Source organism: Micromonospora sp. MH99, from assembly GCF_021442385.1.
Lineage (GTDB): Bacteria > Actinomycetota > Actinomycetes > Mycobacteriales > Micromonosporaceae > Micromonospora.
The window spans coordinates 1-19,234 of the sequence record NZ_MUZA01000076.1 but is presented as its reverse complement, the minus strand read 5'-3'; the positions used below and the strand labels follow the sequence as shown (position 1 = coordinate 19,234).

Genomic DNA, 19,234 nt, shown 5'->3' with positions numbered 1-19,234 from the left:
GCGTCCACCCTTCGTCACAACCGGTGATTTCCTATCAGCCGACCGTAATCGGAACGCTGCGCGAATACCGGGACAACGCACGGTGTCCGTCCGGGCGTTGCCAGCGTGAGCCGGGTACGGGACGATCGTGCGACCAGCGACGTCGGGGAGACGGTGTGCTCAGCAGCGACAGCTTCAGCTACACCGTCCAGGCCCGCTGCTCACTCGCCGAGGCGGCGGCGTTGTTGAGCGACCTGACCCGCCAGGGCGACCTGCACCCCCTGATCGTCCGGGTCCGCCGGGTGCGGCCCCGTCCGGGCGCGCAGGCCAGCTACACGATCAACGACAGGCTGGCGGTGGGGCCGTTGCGCTTTCGCACCACCTACCAGGCGGATGTGCTGATCTGCGAGCCGGACGAGATCGTCACGGTGGCCCGCCAGTGGCCGGCCACCACCGTCCGCAACCACACGCGGCTGCGCGCCGAGCCGGACGGGCTGGTCCGGATCGACGTCGACATCACCCTGCGCGCGCCGACGCCCCTGTTCCGGTACGCCTTCGGCCAGGCCCGCGCCGCCCACCTCGCCCTGGCCACCCGCCTAGGCGCGGCCCTCGACCGCCCCGCGCCCTGAGCGCGCGACCCGTCGAGGATGCCTGATCGCCGCGACGCCAGCGCAGCCGGGACCGCCCTATTCGGCGCAACGCAAGGCGGCCCGGCCTGGCATGACGCGGCCCGGCCTGGCATGACGCGGCCCGGACTGGCGCGACGCGACCTGGCCTGGCGCAACGCGGCCCGGCCCGGCCTGGCATGACGCGGCCTGGCCTGGCCCAACGCGGCCCGGCCTGGCATGACGCGGCCTGGCCTGGCCCAACGCGGCCCGGCCTGGCATGACGCGGCCTGGCCTGGCGCAACGTGACCTGGCCTGGCGCAACCCGGCTCGACCCGGCCGGGCCCGACCCGGCGACCGGATGCGTGAGCGTGGTCCTTTGCTCTGCTTCAGCGGAGTCGACAGGTAAGGGCCATCCGTGTTGCCTCCGCTGAAGCAGAGCAAAGGACGTGCGCACCCCCCTTGGCACCCGGCGCGCGGCCGTCGTGATCAGGCTCGTACCTCGCCCGTCCCCGGCGTCATCGCGATGGTGGCGGCGTTGGTCATCCCGTCATCGCGCGATCATGCCCGGTGCTGGCGGCGCGAGGAGCCTGCGTCGCGGCTTGTGCGGTCCCGGCGCGGCGAGGTCGCGCGGGTCGGCGTCCCCAGGGCTTGTACGTGGAGAGCACTGTCGCGATGATCATGAGACTGGTCGACACCGCGGGCGCGATCACCAGGTCGGCGCGGTCCCGGGCGGGCAGGGCGGCGCCCAGCGCGCTCGCGTGCCGCAGGTTCGGGGTGAGCAGGAACAGCACCAGCCCGACCATCACCGTGGTGATCACCAGCTTGACCAGCACCCACCGGTAGCGCACCAGGCCCCACGGGGTGAGCAGCGCGCTGGCGACGCCGACGAGCCAGACGAGCACGCTCAGCGGCGCGAACAGCACCGTGCCGACGAGCCCGGCGACCGGGTAGACCACTGCCGGGTCGGCGCCGCGCTGTGCCGCGATGCCGAGGGTGAGCAGCACCAGGTCGGCCCCGAGCCAACCAAGCGAGGTGATGAGGTGCAGGGTGAGCAGCGCCTTGCGGGTGGCGGGCGGTATTCGCGGCATACCCGAATGCTGCCGGCCCGGCCCGGCCGGGTCGTCCGACCGCCGGCGACGTCCGGGGTACGTCCGCTGACGTACCCGGGGCCGGCGCACTCGCTCGACGGTGCGCCGGCCACCGACAGGGTTAGTACACCGACAGGTGTACGTGGTTGGTGTGGTCGCTGGAGGGGTCGCCGTTCCCCCCGCTGTACGACTTCCACCCGCTGCTGGGCAGCCAGATCTGCCTGTACCAGATCACGTAGAGCACGGCGAGCCGGTCGGAGTTGCGGATGAAGTAGGCGGCCAGGTTGCTGCCGTACGTCTTGTCGCCGCCGGTGGCGTCCCCACCGAAGCCGCCCTTCTGCGCGGCGAAGTCACAGGCCCGACCCTTCGGGTGTTCGCCCGAGCCGCCCGAGCGGTGACAGGAGACGTACCGGGTGAAGCCGGCGGCCTTCGCCTGGTTGAGGGCGTGCAGGGTGCGGGGGGTGATGCAGCCGCTGGCCGGGGTGGGGTCGTTGATGCTGCACGACTCGGACGGCCAGGAGCCGTCGGAGTTGCGCGGCGCGGGCTGGGCGTTGGCGGTGGAGGTGCCCCGGTTGGAGCTGTCGTCGGCGGCGGTGGTGCGCGGCTTGCTGGTGGCCACCGTCAGGGCCCGTTCGGCCTGCTCCTTGCGCTTGGCCATCACCTCGACCTGCTTGCGCTGCTCGCGGATCTCGCCGTCCAGGGCGGTGCGGGTGCGGTTGGCCTCGTCCCGGGTGGCGTGCAGGTCGCGCAGCACCCGGTCCTCGTTGGCGGCCACCACGTCCAGCGCGGCCGCCCGGTCCATGAAGCCCTCGGGGGTGTTGGTGTTGAGCAGCGCCGAGACGGTGCTGAGTCGACCGGTGCGGTAGGCCACGCCGGCGATCTCGCCGACCTTGCCGTTGCGCACGGTCATCTCGGCCTCGGTGGTCTTCAGCTTGGCCGCGAGTTGCTGCTGTCGCTGGACGGAGGTGTCCAGGGCGCGCTTCGCGTCCAGGTAGCCCTTGCTGGCGGCCTCCAGTTGGGCCCGCAGCGCGGGGGTGCCGCCCTCCTCGTCGCCGTCGGGCGCCGCGGCGGCCCGCAGGCCACCGGGGGGAGCGGCGGTGGCGGCGCCCACCGGGAGGGCGACGCCGAGGGTGACCATCATGACGATCAGTGCCGCGAGTCGGGCGGCGGGTGGTCGTGCTGGTGCCACTACGCATGTCCTTCCGTCAGCCGCCGACCGGGTTAGCTGACGGGTTCGGGACGGAAGATCCCTACCGCTGACGCGGATGCACCCCAGGAACATGGTTCCCCGGTTCGCCCTCTCGGGTGATTAGGCGGCGGCCGCCACCGGCGCCGGGAGGGCGCCGCCGGGTGGTGGCCGGGGACGAGCCTACCGGTGCAGGTGGGGCGTGTGCAGTCGATGTGACGGAAGGTGTCCGCACCACCACCCAAAATGACTGCGTCAGGTAAGGGATCACCACTCGATCGAACCGCAGGCGTCCGGGGCGGCGCCGGGCTCGATCTGGAGCGTGGCGTGCTCGATGCGGAAGTCCTCCCGCAGGGCGCTGCGCGCCGCGGTGAGCACCGCGCCGACCTCCCCGCCGGGCGCCATGATCAGGTGTGCGGAGGCCACCTCCATGCCCGAGGTGAGCGTCCAGACGTGCAGGTCGTGCACCTCGACGACGCCGGGCACCGCGGCCAGTCGGTCGTGCACTGCGGTGACCTGGAGGTGTTCCGGGGCGGCCTGCACCAGGATGCGGACGGCGGCGCGGCCCAGCCGCCAGGTGCGCGGCAGGATGAACACGCCGATGGCGACCGCTACCAACGGGTCGGCCCACCACCACTCGGTGACCGCGATGAGCAGCGCCGCGCCGATCACGCCGAGCGAGCCGAGCAGGTCGCCGAGCACCTCCAGGTAGGCGCCCTGGAGGTTGATGCTCTCCCGGGCGCCGGCGCGCAGCAGCGCGAACGCGACCACGTTGGCGAGCAGGCCGAGGACGGCCACCGCGAGCATCGGGCCGGTCAGCACCTCGTGGGGGTCGCCGAACCGCCCGATCGCCTCGATCAGCACGTAGACCGCCACGCCGGAGAGTAGGACGGCGTTGGCCAGGGCGGCGAGCACCTCGAGGCGGTAGAGGCCGAAGGTGCGCTGCGGGTCGCCGGTGGCCCGCCGGGTGGCGGTGATCGCGGCGAGCGCCATCCCGATGCCCAGCACGTCGGTGAACATGTGCCCGGCGTCGGAGAGCAGGGCGAGCGAGCCGGTGTGGAAGGCGGTCACGCCCTCGACCACCATCAGGGTGGCGAGCAGCCCGAACGCGGCCCAGAGTCGGCCCCGGTGCTGGTGGGCGGCGTTGGCGACCGACCCGTGGTGGTGGTCATGACCTGCTCCCACGAGATCCACCCTCCTTCGCCACCCGGGACCCGGTCAAATGTATGCTCACATCGCTATGTATGCAACTGTACGGGGAGGGTCCACCCGCCGACCCCGCAACCCGCAGGTCAGCCGGTCGGGTCGATGGTGGTGAGCCGCTGGGTGGCCCGCGAGAGCGCCACGTAGAGCGTGCGTACGCCGGAGCCCGGATCGGCCCGGATCTCGCTCGGGGCGACCAGCACCACAGCGTCGTACTCCATGCCCTTCGCCTCCAGGCTGGTCACCACCTGCAGCCGCGCCGCGCCGAGTGAGCCGAGCCAACCGGCGACCTCGTCGCGACGGGTGACCGGCGTGATCACCCCGACCGTGCCGTCCACCTCGGCCAGCAGGCCGGAGGCCGCCTCCACGACCGCGGCCTCCAGGCCGGCCGGCGGCACCACCAGCTCGACCGGGTCGACCCCGGTGGAGCGGACGGCGGTCGGCAGCGACAGGTCCGGGTAGAGCCGGCGGATCTCCGCCGCCGCCACCGCGAAGATCTCCGCCGAGTTGCGGTAGTTGGTGGTGAGCGTGAAATCGTGCCGCTTGCGCCGGCCCAGCGCCTGGTCCCGGGCGCGGGTCAGCTCCTCGGGATCACCCGTCCACGCGGTCTGCGCCGGGTCGCCCACGACGGTCCAGGAGGCCAGACGGCCCCGCCGCCCGACCATCCGCCACTGCATCGGCGAGACGTCCTGCGCCTCGTCCACCACCACGTGCGCGTACTCCCGGTAGTCCTCGGGACGCTCCCGGGCCGCCGCGCGGGCGGCCCGCTGCCGGTCGCTGGCGGTGCTCAGCTCGCGTACGCCCCCAGCGAGCTGGAACGGATCGCGGCGGGCCCGCGCCGGCTGCATCGGCTTGCCGAGCAGCGCGTCCAACTCGTCCAGCAGCGCCACGTCCGCGATGGTCACACCCGCGGTGTCCAGGCTCTGGTACGCGGTCGTGAGCAGCCTGATCTCCGCGCCGGAGAGGATCCCGCCGGCGTACCGACGCAGCCGATCCGGGCGAGCCAGCCAGCCGAGCACGTGCCGGGGGTGCAGGCGCGGCCACCACGCCTTGAGGAACTCCCGGAACTCCGGCCGCTCGGCGATCTCGCCCTCGAAGGCCCGCTGCTCCGGCAGCCGGGTGATGCCCACCGCGCGGGCCTGCGCCCAGAGCGCGGCGAACACACCGTCGAAGCCGGCCCGGCGTGCCTCGTTGCGCCGGGCGCCACGGTGCAACGCGCGGTCCCGGATCCGGTCCAGCTCGGCCCGGTCCAGCCGCAGCAGCGTGCCCCGGTAGAGCAGCCGCAGCTCACCCGGGCCGCCCGGCACCGCGTCGCGGGCGGCGCGCTCCAGCACCCGGCGCATCCGCAGCGAGCCCTTCACCGCCGCCACCTCGGGCGGGTCGGTGCGGGTGGCGGTCATCCCGGGAAAGAGGGTGCCCAGCGAGTGCAGGGTGGCCGTGTCCTCGCCGAGCGAGGGCAGCACCGAGGCGATGTACTCGACGAAGACTGTGGACGGCCCGACCACCAGGATGCCCCCGCCGGCGTACCGGCTGCGGTCGGAGTAGAGCAGGAAGGCCGCCCGGTGCAGGGCGACAGCCGTCTTGCCGGTGCCCGGGCCGCCCGCGACGATCGTCACCCCGGAGCCGGGCGACCGGATCGCCTCGTCCTGCTCCCGCTGGATCGTCGCCACGATGTCGCGCATGCCCCGACCGGTGGCCCGGGACAGCGTGGCCAGCAACGCGCCGTCGCCGACCACGGTCATCCCCTCCGGCGCGGCGGTGGGGTCCAGCAGGTCGTCCTCGATCCGGGTCACCCGCTCGGCGCGGGACTGGATCGTGCGGCGACGCACCACGCCCAGCGGCTGCGCGGGGGTGGCCTGGTAGAAGGCGGAGGCGGCCGGCGCGCGCCAGTCGACGACAAGCGTCGTGGCGTCCTCGTCGCGGATGCCGAGCCGCCCGACGTGCAGCACCTGCCCCTCGCGCAGATCCAGGCGGCCGAAGACCAGCCCCTCGTGCTCGGCGTCGAGGGTGTGCCGCCGCTGCGCGGCGTGAAAGACCATCGCGTCGCGCTCGACCAGCGCGCCGAACGTGCCTACCCGCGCCATCCGGTAGCCGTCGCGTTCGGCCCGAACCGCGGACTGGCGCAGCTCGGCCAGTCGGGCGTACACCCGGTCGAGGTGCCGTTGCTCGACGGCGATCTCCTGCTCCAGGGCGGTCTGGTCGGTCAACGCACGCTCCTTCGATGTCGCCGGCAAGCGGCGCGAACCGCGCGGGCCAACCGCAGAAGGGTACGGCCCCGAGCCCGGCGCTTCGCGCCCGAGGTGCGCGAACGTGCTCAGCGACGCGTCCCGGTCGCGCTCGCGTCGAGCCCGTCGCGCGGCGGTGCGGCGAGCACCCGACGCAGTACGCCGGTCAGCGCGGCGTTCACCTCGTCCGGGCGTTCCATCATCAGCATGTGTCCGGCACCCGGACAGACGGTCAGCTCGGTGGCCGGCAGGGCGGCGGCGATCGACTCGGCGCACGGCGGTGGGGTCAGCCGGTCCCGGTCGCCGACCAGGGCGGCGGCCGGCAGGTGGGCCAGCGCGGTGAGGGTGTCCAGCCGGTGCTGGGCGCCGATCGAGGCGCGGAAGCCGCCGATCGAGCGCAGCGAGGCGCGGGCCACCGCCGAGGTCACCAGCCGGATGTCGGAGGGATCGCAGCGGTCGCCAAAGAGCATCCACCGGATGCTCGGTTGCAGCGCGTTCAGCAGCGCCCGGGGCGCGCGCCACGAGCCGCACCGGGCCAGGACACCGGCGCCCGTCGTCTCGGCGAGCCGGATCAGCCGGGCGATGCGCGGCGAGAGCCCGTAGACGGTGTGCGTGTGCCCCTCGGCGGTGGTGGAGACGAAGACCAGGCCGGCCGTACGGGCGGCGAAATGGTCGGGGTGGCGGTGCGCGTACTCCATGATCGTCATTCCGCCCATCGAGTGCCCGACCAGGACCACCTGGCCGCTGGGCGCGACCGCGTCGAGAACGGCCGCCAGATCGTCGCCGAGCTGGGCCAGGGTGGCGGTGGGCAGCGCCATGCAGCTGGACCGGCCGTGGCCGCGCGCGTCGTAGGCGACCACCCGCACCGCGTCGCCGGCCGAGGCGGTGAGCGCGTCCACCTGCCGGTGCCAGCTGCGCCCGTCCAGCGTCCAGCCGTGCAGCAGGACGGCAGTGACCGGGGCGTCCGCGGGCCCCGTGACCTCCACGTGCAGCCGTACGCCGTCGGGCATACCGACCTCGAACCGCTCCGGCATCGCCACCTCCCCGGGCCGCCCCGGCATCACCAGCACCGGATTACCCGGCGGTAACACCGGCTACCCGCCGGAACACCCCGCCAATCGCGCTCGGCGAACATTCCCGACCCCGCCCGTGGCCGCGGCCCGCGGGCCAAGCTGAACGGCATGGAGGTGGCGGGACAGGGGCGGCAGGCCGGCGGTACGCCCCGCGCCGCGCTGGCCGAGCTGCTCGCCGGCAACCGGCGGTTCATCAGCGGCCAACCCGTGCACGGCCACGACGTCACCGCCGCGGCGGCCGCCTCCGGGGACCAGCAGCCGTACGCGGTGGTGCTCGGCTGCATCGACTCGCGGGTGCCGCTGGAGGCGATCTTCGACCAGACCTTCGGCGCGATCTGCGTGATCCGTACCGGTGGGCACGTGCTCGACCGTGCGGTGCGCGGCTCCATCGAGTACGTGGTGGGTCAGCTCGGCGTGCCGCTGGTGCTGGTGCTCGGACACGAGCGGTGCGGGGCGGTGGGAGCGACGGTGGACGCGCTGCGATCGGGGGAGCGGCCCGGCGGTTCGCTCGCCCACCTGGTCGAGGAGATCGCCCCGGCGGTCACCGAGGTCGGGCTCGACGATCCGGCGGTGCATCCCCTGGCGATCCGCCGGCACGTGCGGCGTACGGTCCACGCGCTGCGCGCGGACGACCTGCTGGTCGGGCCGGTCGCGGCCGGTCGCGTGGCGGTGGTGGGTGGCCTCTACGACCTGCGCACCGGCGAGGTCGCCCTGCTCGACCCCACCTGAGCGCCGGACGCGAAACCGCCCGCCGGGAACTCCCGGCGGGCGGTTTGCTGGTGCTGTGGTGGGGGAGGGCTCAGCCCTCGAAGACGCCGGCCGCGACCAGGCGCTTCTCGGTGGCCTCCCAGCCGTCGTTCGGGTGAACGGCAGCCAGGTTGTTGATCTCCGCCCGGATCTTGGCGGCGTGGCCGGCGGCGGCCAGCACCCGGATCTCCTCGACGAAGGCGTCGGAGTCGGTGCGCAGGTGCGCGGTCTTGCCGTTGGTCAGGTTGCGCACGTAGGCGTGCTTGCCGCCGTTGAGCGGGATGAGGTACTTGAACTCGCCCAGCACGCTGAGGGCGCCACCCTGGCCAGCCTGGCCGGCCCGGACGGACGCGCGCGCGGTCTTAGAGGTGTTGCTCGCCACGGAGGTACTCCTTGCAAGACGTACGGGAGGACTGGAACGTCCGGGGGCTGTGTGCGGGCCACCACCGGGGTCGACCCACGAAGTTGTGCGCGGCACAAGCCGCCGATGGAACTGTACAGGACCACGACATCAGGCTGGTCGTCGCGGTGTCCTGAGAGGCAACGGAGACCACCCGTCCGGCTATTCCGACCGGCGAATTTTCCGATTCTCTGGCGCACCATCCGTCACACGGGTAATCATGTGTTGCACGAGCCACTCTGGTGGACGAGGTCGTAGGGGAAGACGCACCTCGCTCTCCGGGAGGTCACCGTGCCAACGCGTGGCGTCGTATACGTCCACTCGACCCCGCTCGCCGTGTGCTCGCACGTCGAGTGGGCGATCGCGCGCGTCCTAGCCGCGCCGGTCAACCTGCAGTGGACGGCTCAGCCCGTCGACCCCGGCGCACGCCGGGCCGAGTGCGGGTGGACCGGCCGTCCGGGGACGGGCGCCGAGCTGGCTGCTGCCCTCCGGCAGTGGCCCATGATCCGTTTCGAGGTCACCGAGGAGCCGAGTCCCGGCGCCGACGGTGAGCGCTTCATGTACGTGCCCGCCCGTGGCCTCTTCCGGGCCACTGTCGGGGCCGCCGGCGACATCCAACTCGGCGAGGACCGGCTGCGGGCGCTGATGGCCTCCGCGCGGGCCCCGGAGGCGCTGTCGCACGCCCTCGACAAGGCGCTCGGCACCGCCTGGGACGCTGACCTGGAGCCCTACCGGTACGCCGGGGACGGGGCGCCGGTGACGTTGCTCACCCGGGTCGGCTGACCGCCGGCACCGTCCGCTGGCCAGCCGCTCCCTGGCGCTGCGACCGGTAAGGTCAAGTTGCCCCGATAAGGGGGAAGCTGGTGGGATGGGCGGGTGCCGATTCGCCCGCGACACGCCGGTGTCGCCGTCGCCGCCCTGACCGCCCTGCTCGTCTCCGGCTGCTCCGGCGCCCCGGACCGGCCCGACCCGACGCCCGGCCCGACCGGCGCCTCGGCGGCCCCGAGCGCTCCCGCCGCGACCCCGTCCGACGACCCGGCCGCGCGGGCCGCCGCCCTCGTCGCGACGCTCTCCGACGAGGACCTGGTCGGGCAGGTGCTGATGCCGTACGCGTACGGCGACTCGGCCACGAAGGTCTCGACCGGCTCCGCCGCCGGTAACCAGGCCCTCGCCGGTGTCGACACCCCGGCCGACATGATCGCGAAGTACCGGCTCGGCGGGCTGATCCTGGTCGGCTTCAGCGCCGACGACCCGACCAAGGGCAACCAGGAGACCACCAACGTCGACAACCCCAAGCAGGTCCACGAGCTGACCACCGGGCTGCGGGGCGCCGCCGGGCGGCTGGCCGCCGGCCCGGCGCCCTTCCTGATCGGCACCGACCAGGAGTACGGCGTCGTCACCCGGGTCACCGACGGGGTCACCATCCTGCCCAGCGCGCTCGCCGCCGGTGCGGCCGGCGACCCGAAGCTGACCGAGGCCGCCTGGCGGGCCGCCGGCGCCGAACTCGCCGCGCTGGGCATCAACATCGACTTCGCCCCGGTGGCCGACGTGCTGGCCACCCGCAGCACGGTGATCGGCTCGCGGTCGTTCGGGGCCGACCCCAAGCAGGCCGCAGCCCAGGTCGGCGGCGCGGTCCGGGGCCTGCAGGCCAGCGGCGTCGCGGCCACCCTGAAGCACTTCCCGGGGCACGGCCACAGCGCTGACGATTCGCACAAGGACCTGCCGGTGCTCACCCAGTCCGCGGCGGCGTTGCAGAGCGGCGCGTGGCCACCGTTCACCGCCGGGTTCGAGGCCGGCGCGATGGCCGTGATGTCCGGCCACCTGGACGCGCAGGCCATCGACCCGGGCACCCCGGCGACCTTCTCCCACAAGCTGCTCACCGACGTGCTGCGAGGCCAGCTCGGCTTCCAGGGCGTGGTGATCACCGACGGGATGAACATGCCGCCGGCGAAGCGCTGGGCACCTGGCGAGGCCGCCGTCCGGGCGTTGAACGCCGGCAACGACCTGATCCTCATGACCCCGAACGTCGGTCAGGCGTACGACGGGCTGCTCGCCGCCCTGCGCGGAGGCTCGCTGCCCCGGGCCCGGCTGGTCGACGCGGTCACCCGGGTACTGACCATGAAGTTCCGGCTGGCGACGGCCCCCACCGAGCCGATGTCCACGCTGAACACCCCGGCGCACCGGGCGGCTGCGGACGCGCTGGCCGCCGGTGCGGTCACCGTGCTGCGGGGCGCCTGCGGCAAAGCGGTGCACGGGCCCGTGACCGTCACCTCCTCCAATGGCCGCGACGGCACCCGGGCGGCGCTCACCGCCGCGTTGACCAAGGCCGGCGTGACCGTGAAGCCGAGCGGCGGGACCGTGGTGCACCTCGTCGGCTACGGCGACGGCGACAGTGACCTGCGCGCCGACGCGGCGGTCACCGTCGCCATGGACACCCCGTACGTGCTGGCCAAGGCCACCTCGCCGACGCTGCTGGCGACGTACTCCTCCAGTCGGGCGTCGATGACCGCCCTGGCCGCCGTGCTGGCCGGTAAGGCCCGCCCGGGTGGTCGGTCCCCGGTGGCGGTGCCCGGCCTGCCCGCCACCACCTGCGGCGCGTGATTCCCCCCGGCCCGCGGGCCGGAAATCGCGTCGCCGGAGAGGGCGTCGACCTGGCAGCCTCGTCGCATGGCAACCCCACAGGGCTTCCGGTACGACAGGCGTGCTGACGGCACGGTGGTGATCACGCATCACGGCCGGGTGGCGGGCAAGCTGCGCGGCACCCGGGCGGCGGAGTTCCTCGCCGAGGTCGACGACGACCCGCAACTCGTGATGGCCCGCTGGACCGGCAACTACCGCCATGGCAACGAACGCACCGCCAGGCAGCATCCCCGCAACCGGGGCTGAACGTGCCGAAGGGCCCCCTCGCGAGGGGGCCCTTCGGTGAAACCGCAGCTCGGCCGCTGTCTCACGGCCGCTGTGTCACGGCCGTGCGAAGACGAGCGCCACGTTGTGGCCGCCGAAGCCGAACGCGTTGTTCAGCGCGGCGGGGATCTCCATGTGGCGTGCCTTGTGCGCGGCGACCTCCAGGCTGAGGCCCGGCTCCGGGTCGTCGAGGTTGATCGTCGGAGGGACGACACCGTCGCGGATGGCCAGGATCGTGGCGATCGACTCCAGCGCGCCGGCCGCACCGAGCAGGTGACCGGTCATCGACTTCGTCGCGGCCAGCACCGGGTGATCGCCGAGCGCCTTGTGCAGCGCGCCGATCTCCAGCATGTCGCCGACCGGGGTCGACGTGGCGTGCGCGTTGACGTGCACGATGTCCTGCTTGGCGATGTCCGCGTCCGCGATCGCCCGGGCGATGGCCCGGATGGCGCCCTCACCCTCGGCGTGCGGCTGCACGATGTCGTACGCGTCGGAGGTGATGCCGGCGCCGGCGAGGCGCGCGTACACCCGGGCGCCGCGGGCTGCGGCGTGGTCGGCACGCTCCAGCACCACGATGCCCGCGCCCTCACCGAGGACGAAGCCGTCGCGGCCCCGGTCCCACGGGCGGGAGGCCCGCTCCGGGTCGTCGTTGCGGGTCGACATGGCCCGCATCGAGCTGAAACCGGCGATCGGCAGCGGGTGGATGACCGCCTCGGTGCCGCCGGCCACCACCACGTCGGCCCGGCCGGCGCGAATGATGTCCAGACCGAGCGCGATCGCCTCGGCGCCGGTGGCGCAGGCACTGGCCACCGTGTGCACGCCGGCCTTGGCGCCCAGCTCCAACCCGACCCAGGCGGCCGGACCGTTCGGCATCAGCATCGGGATCGTGTGCGGGGACACCCGCCGCGGCCCGGACGCCTCCAGGATGTCGTCCTGGGCGAGCAGGGTGGTGGCACCGCCGATGCCGGAGCCGACGCTGACGGCCAGCCGCTCCCCGTCAAGGCCGGAGTCGGCGAGGCCGGCGTCCGCCCAGGCCTGCTGCGCCGCGATGATCGCGATCGCCTCGGAGCGGTCGAGCCGGCGCAGTCGGACCCGGTCCAGCACCTCGGACGGCTCCACGGCCAACTGGGCGGCGATCCGGACCGGCAGTTGCGCGGCCCACTCCTGGGTGAGGGCACTCACCCCGGAGCGGCCGGCGAGCATGGCGTCCCAGGTCGACGCGACGTCCCCGCCAAGCGGGGTCGTCGCGCCGAGCCCGGTGACGACGACGTCAGGACGACTCATGATCAGGACTGCGCCTCGATGAAGCTGACGGCGTCCCCGACGGTCTTGAGGTTCTGCACCTCGTTGTCCGGGATCTTGACGCCGAACTTCTCCTCGGCGGCCACGACGACCTCCACCATGGAGAGCGAGTCGACATCGAGGTCGTCGGTGAAGGACTTCCCCTCGGCCACGTCGTCCGGGTTCACCCCGGCAACCTCTTCGAGGATCTCGGCGAGGCCGGTGGTGATCTCGTCACGGGTCATTGCGGTTGGTTCCTCTCATAGGGGGTTCTCCGGCGGCCGGCGTCGCCGACCGCCGCTCCTCGACGCGTACGCGTCCGAGGGGGTTTCAGGGGCAGCGGACGACCTGACCGGCGTAGGTCAGGCCACCGCCGAAGCCGAACAGCAGCACCGGGGCGCCCGACGGCACCTCCCGACGCTCGACCAGCTTCGACAGGGCCAGCGGCACGCTCGCCGCCGAGGTGTTGCCGGACTCGACGATGTCCTTCGCGATGATCGCGTCGGGGATGTTGAGCCGCTTGGCGATGCCGTCGATGATCCGCGCGTTGGCCTGGTGCGGCACGAAGGCGGCCAGCTCCGACGGGTCGACCCCGGCCCGTTCGCACGCCTGCAGAGCCAGCGGCGCGATCGCCGTGGTGGCCCAGCGGAACACCGACTGGCCCTCCTGCTGGATGTACGGGCGCCAGCCCTCGATGCGTACCGCCTCGCTCTTCTCCGGCGCGGAGCCCCAGACGACCGGGCCGATGCCGGCCGGCTCGTCGTCGGCCGTGGCGGTGACCACCGCGGCGCCCGCGCCGTCACCGAAGATGATGCAGGTGGAGCGGTCGGTCCAGTCGGTGAAGTCGGACAGCTTCTCGGCGCCGATCACGAGCGCGTTGCGCGACGCCCCGGCCCGGATGGCGTGGTCCACGGTGCCGAGGGCGTACGCGAAGCCCGAGCAGGCGGTGTTGACGTCGAACGCGCCCGGCGCGGCGATGCCCAGCTTCGCGGCGACCCGGCAGGCCACGTTGGGGCTGCGGTCGATCGAGGAGCAGGTGGCGACCACGACCAGGTCGATGTCGGCGGCGGTGAGCCCCGAGTTGGCCAGCGCCTTGCCGGCGGCCGCGGCGGCCATGTCGGCCACCGTCTCGCTGTCGGCGATCCGCCGGGTGACGATGCCGACCCGGTCGCGGATCCACTCGTCGTTGGTGTCCACGAGCTGGGCGATGTCGTCGTTGGTCACCACCCGGGATGGCTGGTAGTGCCCCATCGAGACGATGCGACTGCCGGTCATGAGTGTCCTCCGATGGGGGCGAGCGGTTGGCCCGGCGTGCCGTGGCGGGCGATCAGGTCCCGGGCGGCCGGCAGGTCGTCCGGGGTGTTCAGGGTGACGATCTCCGGGGCGCCCTCGCCCTTGAGCTCCCGCTTGACCAGGCCGGCGAGGGTGCCGGCCGGGGGCAGCTCGATCACGCCGGTCACGCCGCGCTCGGCCAGCGTGCGCATGCACAGGTCCCAGCGCACCGGGGCGGTGACCTGGCGGACCAGCCGGCGCACCAGCTCCTGCCCGTCGGTGACGGCGGTGCCGTCGAGGTTCGACAACAGGAGACGGGCCGGATCGGCGGGGGCGATCCCGGCGGCGACCGTGGCCAGCGCGGTCTCGGCCGGGGCCATGTACGGCGTGTGGAACGCGCCGGCGACCTGGAGTCGGATGACGCGGGTCTTCGCCGGCGGGTCGGCGGCGAACTTGTCCAGCCCGTCCAGCTCGCCGGCGGCGACGATCTGGCCGGCGCCGTTGCGGTTGGCCGGGTGCAGCCCGTGCGCGGCGATCGCGGCGAGCACCTCGTCCGGGTCGCCGCCGAGCACTGCCGCCATCCCGGTCGGCTCCAGCGCGCACGCGGCGGCCATCTCCCGACCCCGGATGCCGGCGAGGGTGACGGCGGCTTCGGCCGAGAGCACCCCGGCCACCGCCGCGGCGCCCAGCTCGCCGACGCTGTGGCCGGCGGTGAGCGTCACGGCGTCCAGCGGCAGGTGCTCGGCGGCGAGCAGCGCCGCCGCGACGAGCAGCGGCTGGGTGCGGGCGGTGTCCTTGATTTCCTCGGCGTCGGCGGCGGTGCCGAGATGCACCAGGTCCACCCCGGCCAGCGCCGAGAACCAGCGCAGTCGCGCCTCGGTGCCGGTCAGGTCGAGCCAGGGGGTCAGGAAGCCGGGTTTCTGGGAACCCTGGCCGGGACTAAGTACGGCGAGCACGCCTATGACTCTCCCGGATACGCGTGGGTAGCGCTGTGCCGAGGCCCACCAAACCGCACTAGAACCTTTGGAGGTTTCTCACAAAGATCGGCGGGGATCATCACTGCTTTGGGTGGATTTCCGGGCGGCCGGGGTCAATGTCTGGGTCGGGACCGCCGTGACCACCGGGACCACCGGATCCAGCCGACCGACGGTCAACGCCACCTGGAGGGCGAACGCGTCCCGCGGCGACAGCGGCGAGAAGCCGGTCACCTCGGCGATGCGGCGCAACCGGTACCGCACCGTGTTGGGGTGCACGAACAGCGCCCGCGCCGCGCTCTCCAGTGTGCCACCGGCGGCCAGGAAGGCGTCCAGCGTCTCCAGCAACTCGCCACCGGCGCGCACCAGCGTCGCGTACACGTCGTGGCGCAACCGGCGACGCGCCTCCGCGTCGCCGGCGAGGGCCCGCTCCGGCAACAGGTCCGCGGCCGGCACCGGCCGGGGGGCGGTCGGCCACGCCGGCGCCGCCCGGAAACCGGACAGCGCGGCCCGCGCCGACTCCGTCGCCTCATCCAGACTGGGTACGGCCGGGCCGACCACCACCGGGCCGTCACCGAACGCGTCCAGCAGCTTGCCGGTGGCGCTCAGCGGATCCGCCGCGCCGCCCAGCACGATCACCAACCGGTCGCCGTGCACCCCGCCGATCACCTCGACGCCGATCCGCCGTGCCTGCCGGTACACCACGTGCAGCACGGCGGAGACCTCACCGCCGGGGGACCGGCCGACCGCCACCGCGACGGGCGGCGCGTCCGCCCAGCCCAGCGCGGCGGCCCGGCTCGCCAGGACGTCCGGCGAGTCACCGCGCAGCAGCGCGTCGACCAGCAGGGCCTGCAACCGGGCGTCCCACGCGCCGCGCGACTCGGCGGCCCGCGCGTACACCCGGGCGGCGGCGAACGCGATCTCCCGGGAGAAGCGCAGCACCGCCTCGCGCAGCAGCTGCTCCTCGCCCTCGGCGGCCAGCTGCGACACCTGCTCCTCGACGACGTCGATGGTCACCTTGATCAGTGCCACGGTCTGCTGGAGGGTGATCGACCGGGCCAGCGCCTGCGGCGCCGCGGCGAACACCTCGTCGGAGACCTCCTGGGTGCTGTCCGCCGTGCCGCCGCCGTCGCGCAGCCACTGCACCAACGACCGGGCGCCCGCCTGGGCGACCAGCATCACCCAGGAGCGCTGGTCGGCGGGCAGGGCGCGGAACCACGGCAGCGTCTCGTCCATCCGGGCCACGCTGGCGGTGGCCAGCGCTCCCGCCGAACGCTCGATCCGGCGCAGCGTGGCCGCCAGCTCCCCACCCTCGGGCGTACTCACCGCCCTAGCCTGACACGTCGTGAGCAGGCCATCCACGCCGGCACCGGTCGGCGCTCCCGGGACGGCCGGTCCCGGCACAGGGGTCACGGCGGCGCGGGCAGGCCCAGCTCCTGGGCCAGGATCGCCGCCTGCACCCGGCTGCGCAGGTCCAGCTTCGCCAGGATCCGGCTCACGTGGGTCTTGGTGGTGCTCTCCGCCAGCGCCAACCGGTCGGCGATCTGCTGGTTGGACAGGCCCATGCCGAGGCAGGCCAGCACATCGCGTTCACGCGGGGTCAGCGTGTCCAGCGCGGATCGGGCGGCCGCCGAGGCGCCGGGCGCGGTGGCCGCGAAGGCGGCGATCAGACGACGGGTCACCGAGGGGGCGATGAACCCCTCACCGCGCGCCACGGTGTGCACCGCCGCCACCAGCCCAGCCGCGTCGGTGTCCTTGAGCAGGAACCCGGACGCCCCGGCGCGCAGCGCGCCGAAGACGTACTCGTCCAGGTCGAACGTCGTCAGCACCAGCACGTCGGCGAGCTGGTCGGTGACGATCGCCCTGGTCGCGGCGATCCCGTCGAGGCGCGGCATCCGCACGTCCAGCACCGCCACGTCGGGGCGTACCTCCCGGCACAGCCGGACCGCCTCGTCGCCGTCGGCCGCCTCGCCGACCACCTCGATGCCCGGCGAACCGCCCAGGATCAGGGCCAGCCCCGCCCGTACCGCCGGCTGGTCGTCCGCGAGCACCACCCGTACCGGGGCGGCGTCGCCCGAGCCCGGCGCCGGCGCGGTCACCCGCCCTCCCCGGTGGGCAGCGCGGCCCGGACCTGCCAGCGGCCGTCGTGCGGCCCGGCGGTGAACCGGCCGGCCAGCAGCGCGGCGCGCTCCCGCATCCCGATCAGCCCGGCCCCGGCGCCCGGCAGCGGTGACCCGTCCGGGCGCACCGGGTTCTCCACAGTCAGCACCACCTCCGCCGGCCGGTACGCGATGGTCAGCTCCGCCTCGCCCGTGCCGTGCTTGAGGGCATTGGTCAGCGACTCCTGCACGATCCGGTACGCGGCGAGGTCGACCCCCACCGGCAGCGGACTCGGCGTGCCGTCGGTGTGCACCCGTACCGCGAGGCCCGCCGCACGGATCCGCTCGATCAACCCGTCCGCCTCGGCGAGCCGCGCCGTGACCGCCTCCGGCACCGCGCCGACCACGCCCGCCGTGCTCCGCTCACCCGCCTCCGGCTCGCGCAACAGCTCGATCATCTGCCGCATCTCGGCTAGGCCCTGCACGCTGCTCTCCCGGATCACCCGCAACGCCGACTCCACCTGGCCGCGCTCCAGCCCCGGTACGGACAGCACGGCGGTGGCGTGGATGGCCACGGCGCTCAGGTGGTTGGCGACCACGTCGTGCAGTTCCCGGGCCATCCGCGCCCGTTCGGCGCCGACCGCCTGGCGGCGGTCCAACTCGACCAGCCGGGCGGTCTGCTCGGCCCGTGCCCGCTCGGCGGCGGCCTGGTCGCGGTACTGCCGCACGCTGATCCCGGTCAGCACCGGCAACAGCCCGGCGAGCACCACCGGCACCCCGACGGCCGCCCCGCGCCACTGCCCGAAGCCGAGCACGCCGGCCACCGTCCCGATCGCGCTCAGCGTCGCGGTGATCCCCAGCAGCCACCGCCACAGCCGGGGCGGGCCGTACACGCAGGCGTCGTAGAGCACCTGCGTGTAGATCACGACGGTGCCCAGCGAGTTGCCCAGCGCCGTGTCCACCACGAGCGCCCCGGTCCCCACCGCCAGGCTGGAGCGGGGCGCGACCCGACGCAGACCGACGGCCACGCACACCGCCAGCAGCGGCGCCAGGAACAGCGCGGGTGGCACGTCCGGATGCGGAACGATCTGCGGCTGCATGCCCAGGCCGTACAGCACCAGGCCGCCGACCAGCGACGCGCCGGCCAGCGTGAGGTCCCGGCCGGCCGTGCCGGAGCCGAGCCAGGGTGGCGGTCGCATGCCCCGATCCCACCACAGCCGTCGACCCTCCGACTCCGACCGGGGAAGGAGCCCGCCGCCTCCGACATGCGCCGAAAGGGGTACGTGGAGCGCGCCCGCGGGGTTGGTCCGTCGAAGGGAGGACCCCGATCTCGTCTCCGGCGTCGAGGCCCGGGCTCCGTCGATCGGCGACGCTGGGTGGCGACGACGGGGGGAGGTCGCCATGGTGGTCGCGGTGATCATCGGTTGTGAGATCGCGTTCTGGGTGCTGCTGGGCGCCGGGCTGGTGGCCCGCTATCCGCTGCGCCGGCCCCGCCTCGGCGCGGCGCTGCTGGTCTGCGTACCGCTGGTGGACCTGGCCCTGCTCGCCGCGTCGGTGATCGACCTGCGCCGCGGCGCTACCGCAGGGGTCAGTCACGGTCTCGCCGCCGCCTATCTCGGCTTCTCGGTGGCCTTCGGGCACTCGATGGTGCGCTGGGCGGACCAGCGCTTCGCCCACCGGTTCGCCGGTGGCCCGCCGCCGGTGCGGCCTCCCCGGTACGGCTGGGCCCGCGCCCGCCACGAGTGGCGGGAGTGGGCCAAGGCGCTTCTCGGCTGGGCTGTCGCGTGCGGCCTGCTCGGCGCGGCGATCATCTGGGTGAACGACGCGGAACGAACCCGTGAACTGGGCAACTGGATCCGCAGCCTCACCGTCGTGATCCTCATCTGGCTGGTCGCCTTCCCGGTCTGGGAGACGCTGTTCCCTCGCCGCCCGAAGCGCTGACCCCGGGGTACGCCGTGCACAGGCCGTCGGTCCCGGCCAGTACGGTGGCAGGGCACGTCGGGGGGAGCGCCTCCGCGCGTGAGTGCGAGCGTGAGGAGACCGGGGATGGCGCACGGGGAGGCCGAGCACGGCTGCGCCCAGGGCGAGCCCTGCCGGCTGGGGCACCACGACCCGCAGGCGGCGGGCAAGCCGCGCCGGCCGGTCGGCGGGGCGTCGGCGCACCCGGCGGAGTCGACCGGCGGCCGCCCGGCCGA

At 73.9% G+C, this 19,234-nt stretch carries 19 protein-coding genes and 1 riboswitch; of the genes, 6 read left to right on the top strand and 13 right to left on the bottom strand.

Annotated features, from left to right (window positions below):
* Positions 1-155 precede the first annotated feature (155 nt).
* Positions 156-608, top strand: coding sequence for an SRPBCC family protein (locus B0E54_RS27715; RefSeq protein ID WP_234589216.1), 453 nt, complete (start codon positions 156-158; stop codon positions 606-608).
* 518 nt (positions 609-1,126) lie between these two features.
* On the opposite strand, the gene B0E54_RS27710 is transcribed toward B0E54_RS27715, so the two are convergent.
* The 5 genes from B0E54_RS27710 to B0E54_RS27690 all read right to left on the bottom strand — a co-directional run bounded on the left by B0E54_RS27710 (position 1,127) and on the right by B0E54_RS27690 (position 7,323).
* Positions 1,127-1,675 (bottom strand): hypothetical protein, encoded by a 549-nt coding sequence (locus B0E54_RS27710; RefSeq protein ID WP_234589215.1) that lies wholly within the window; start codon positions 1,673-1,675, stop codon positions 1,127-1,129.
* Positions 1,676-1,796: 121 nt separating this feature from the next.
* Positions 1,797-2,864 (bottom strand): coiled-coil domain-containing protein, encoded by a 1,068-nt coding sequence (locus B0E54_RS27705; protein WP_374109327.1) that lies wholly within the window; start codon positions 2,862-2,864, stop codon positions 1,797-1,799.
* 5 nt (positions 2,865-2,869) lie between these two features.
* A riboswitch (cyclic di-AMP (ydaO/yuaA leader) is annotated at positions 2,870-3,001 on the bottom strand.
* Between the two features lie 127 nt (positions 3,002-3,128).
* Positions 3,129-4,046, bottom strand: coding sequence for a cation diffusion facilitator family transporter (locus B0E54_RS27700; RefSeq protein WP_234589214.1), 918 nt, complete (start codon positions 4,044-4,046; stop codon positions 3,129-3,131).
* 107 nt (positions 4,047-4,153) lie between these two features.
* Positions 4,154-6,271, bottom strand: a complete 2,118-nt coding sequence (locus B0E54_RS27695) for an AAA family ATPase (RefSeq protein ID WP_234589213.1) — start codon at positions 6,269-6,271, stop codon at positions 4,154-4,156.
* Positions 6,272-6,378: 107 nt separating this feature from the next.
* A complete protein-coding gene (locus B0E54_RS27690; protein WP_305076160.1) occupies positions 6,379-7,323 on the bottom strand; it encodes an alpha/beta fold hydrolase in 945 nt (314 codons plus the stop codon).
* A gap of 147 nt (positions 7,324-7,470) precedes the next feature.
* Here B0E54_RS27690 and B0E54_RS27685 point away from each other — a divergent pair, with 147 nt between their 5' ends.
* The gene (locus B0E54_RS27685) at positions 7,471-8,091 is read left to right on the top strand and encodes a carbonic anhydrase (RefSeq protein ID WP_234589212.1); all 621 of its coding nucleotides are present in this window, start codon (positions 7,471-7,473) and stop codon (positions 8,089-8,091) included.
* A gap of 70 nt (positions 8,092-8,161) precedes the next feature.
* On the opposite strand, the gene B0E54_RS27680 is transcribed toward B0E54_RS27685, so the two are convergent.
* Positions 8,162-8,491, bottom strand: coding sequence for a hypothetical protein (locus B0E54_RS27680; protein ID WP_007463527.1), 330 nt, complete (start codon positions 8,489-8,491; stop codon positions 8,162-8,164).
* 309 nt (positions 8,492-8,800) lie between these two features.
* On the opposite strand from B0E54_RS27680, the gene B0E54_RS27675 reads away from it, so the two are divergent.
* From B0E54_RS27675 to B0E54_RS27665, 3 genes are all read left to right on the top strand, one after another.
* A complete protein-coding gene (locus B0E54_RS27675) occupies positions 8,801-9,292 on the top strand; it encodes a DUF3145 domain-containing protein (protein ID WP_007463525.1) in 492 nt (163 codons plus the stop codon).
* Between the two features lie 93 nt (positions 9,293-9,385).
* Positions 9,386-11,110: a glycoside hydrolase family 3 protein gene (locus tag B0E54_RS27670; RefSeq protein ID WP_234589211.1), complete on the top strand. Its 1,725-nt coding sequence runs from the start codon at positions 9,386-9,388 to the stop codon at positions 11,108-11,110.
* A 66-nt stretch (positions 11,111-11,176) separates the two neighbouring features.
* Positions 11,177-11,395, top strand: a complete 219-nt coding sequence (locus tag B0E54_RS27665) for a hypothetical protein (protein ID WP_234589209.1) — start codon at positions 11,177-11,179, stop codon at positions 11,393-11,395.
* 75 nt (positions 11,396-11,470) lie between these two features.
* On the opposite strand, the gene fabF is transcribed toward B0E54_RS27665, so the two are convergent.
* From fabF to B0E54_RS27630, 7 genes are all read right to left on the bottom strand, one after another.
* Positions 11,471-12,697 (bottom strand): beta-ketoacyl-ACP synthase II, encoded by a 1,227-nt coding sequence (fabF, locus tag B0E54_RS27660; RefSeq protein ID WP_234589208.1) that lies wholly within the window; start codon positions 12,695-12,697, stop codon positions 11,471-11,473.
* Between the two features lie 2 nt (positions 12,698-12,699).
* Positions 12,700-12,939 carry an acyl carrier protein gene (locus B0E54_RS27655; RefSeq protein WP_007463517.1) on the bottom strand — a complete coding sequence of 80 codons (240 nt, stop codon included), beginning with the start codon at positions 12,937-12,939 and terminating at the stop codon, positions 12,700-12,702.
* An 85-nt stretch (positions 12,940-13,024) separates the two neighbouring features.
* Entirely contained in the window at positions 13,025-13,969 is a 945-nt protein-coding gene (locus B0E54_RS27650; RefSeq protein WP_234589205.1) for a beta-ketoacyl-ACP synthase III, read from the bottom strand.
* The gene (locus B0E54_RS27645; protein WP_234589201.1) at positions 13,966-14,922 is read right to left on the bottom strand and encodes an ACP S-malonyltransferase; all 957 of its coding nucleotides are present in this window, start codon (positions 14,920-14,922) and stop codon (positions 13,966-13,968) included. Before B0E54_RS27645 ends, B0E54_RS27650 begins: the two co-directional genes overlap by 4 nt.
* Positions 14,923-15,000: 78 nt before the next feature.
* Positions 15,001-16,344: a helix-turn-helix domain-containing protein gene (locus B0E54_RS27640; protein ID WP_308195411.1), complete on the bottom strand. Its 1,344-nt coding sequence runs from the start codon at positions 16,342-16,344 to the stop codon at positions 15,001-15,003.
* 5 nt (positions 16,345-16,349) lie between these two features.
* On the bottom strand, positions 16,350-17,039 hold the full coding sequence (locus B0E54_RS27635; protein ID WP_234589199.1) for a response regulator transcription factor: 690 nt from the start codon (positions 17,037-17,039) through the stop codon (positions 16,350-16,352).
* Entirely contained in the window at positions 17,036-18,238 is a 1,203-nt protein-coding gene (locus B0E54_RS27630; protein ID WP_234589192.1) for a sensor histidine kinase, read from the bottom strand. Before B0E54_RS27630 ends, B0E54_RS27635 begins: the two co-directional genes overlap by 4 nt.
* A gap of 202 nt (positions 18,239-18,440) precedes the next feature.
* On the opposite strand from B0E54_RS27630, the gene B0E54_RS27625 reads away from it, so the two are divergent.
* A complete protein-coding gene (locus B0E54_RS27625) occupies positions 18,441-18,980 on the top strand; it encodes a hypothetical protein (RefSeq protein WP_234589191.1) in 540 nt (179 codons plus the stop codon).
* Positions 18,981-19,234: the final 254 nt, after the last annotated feature.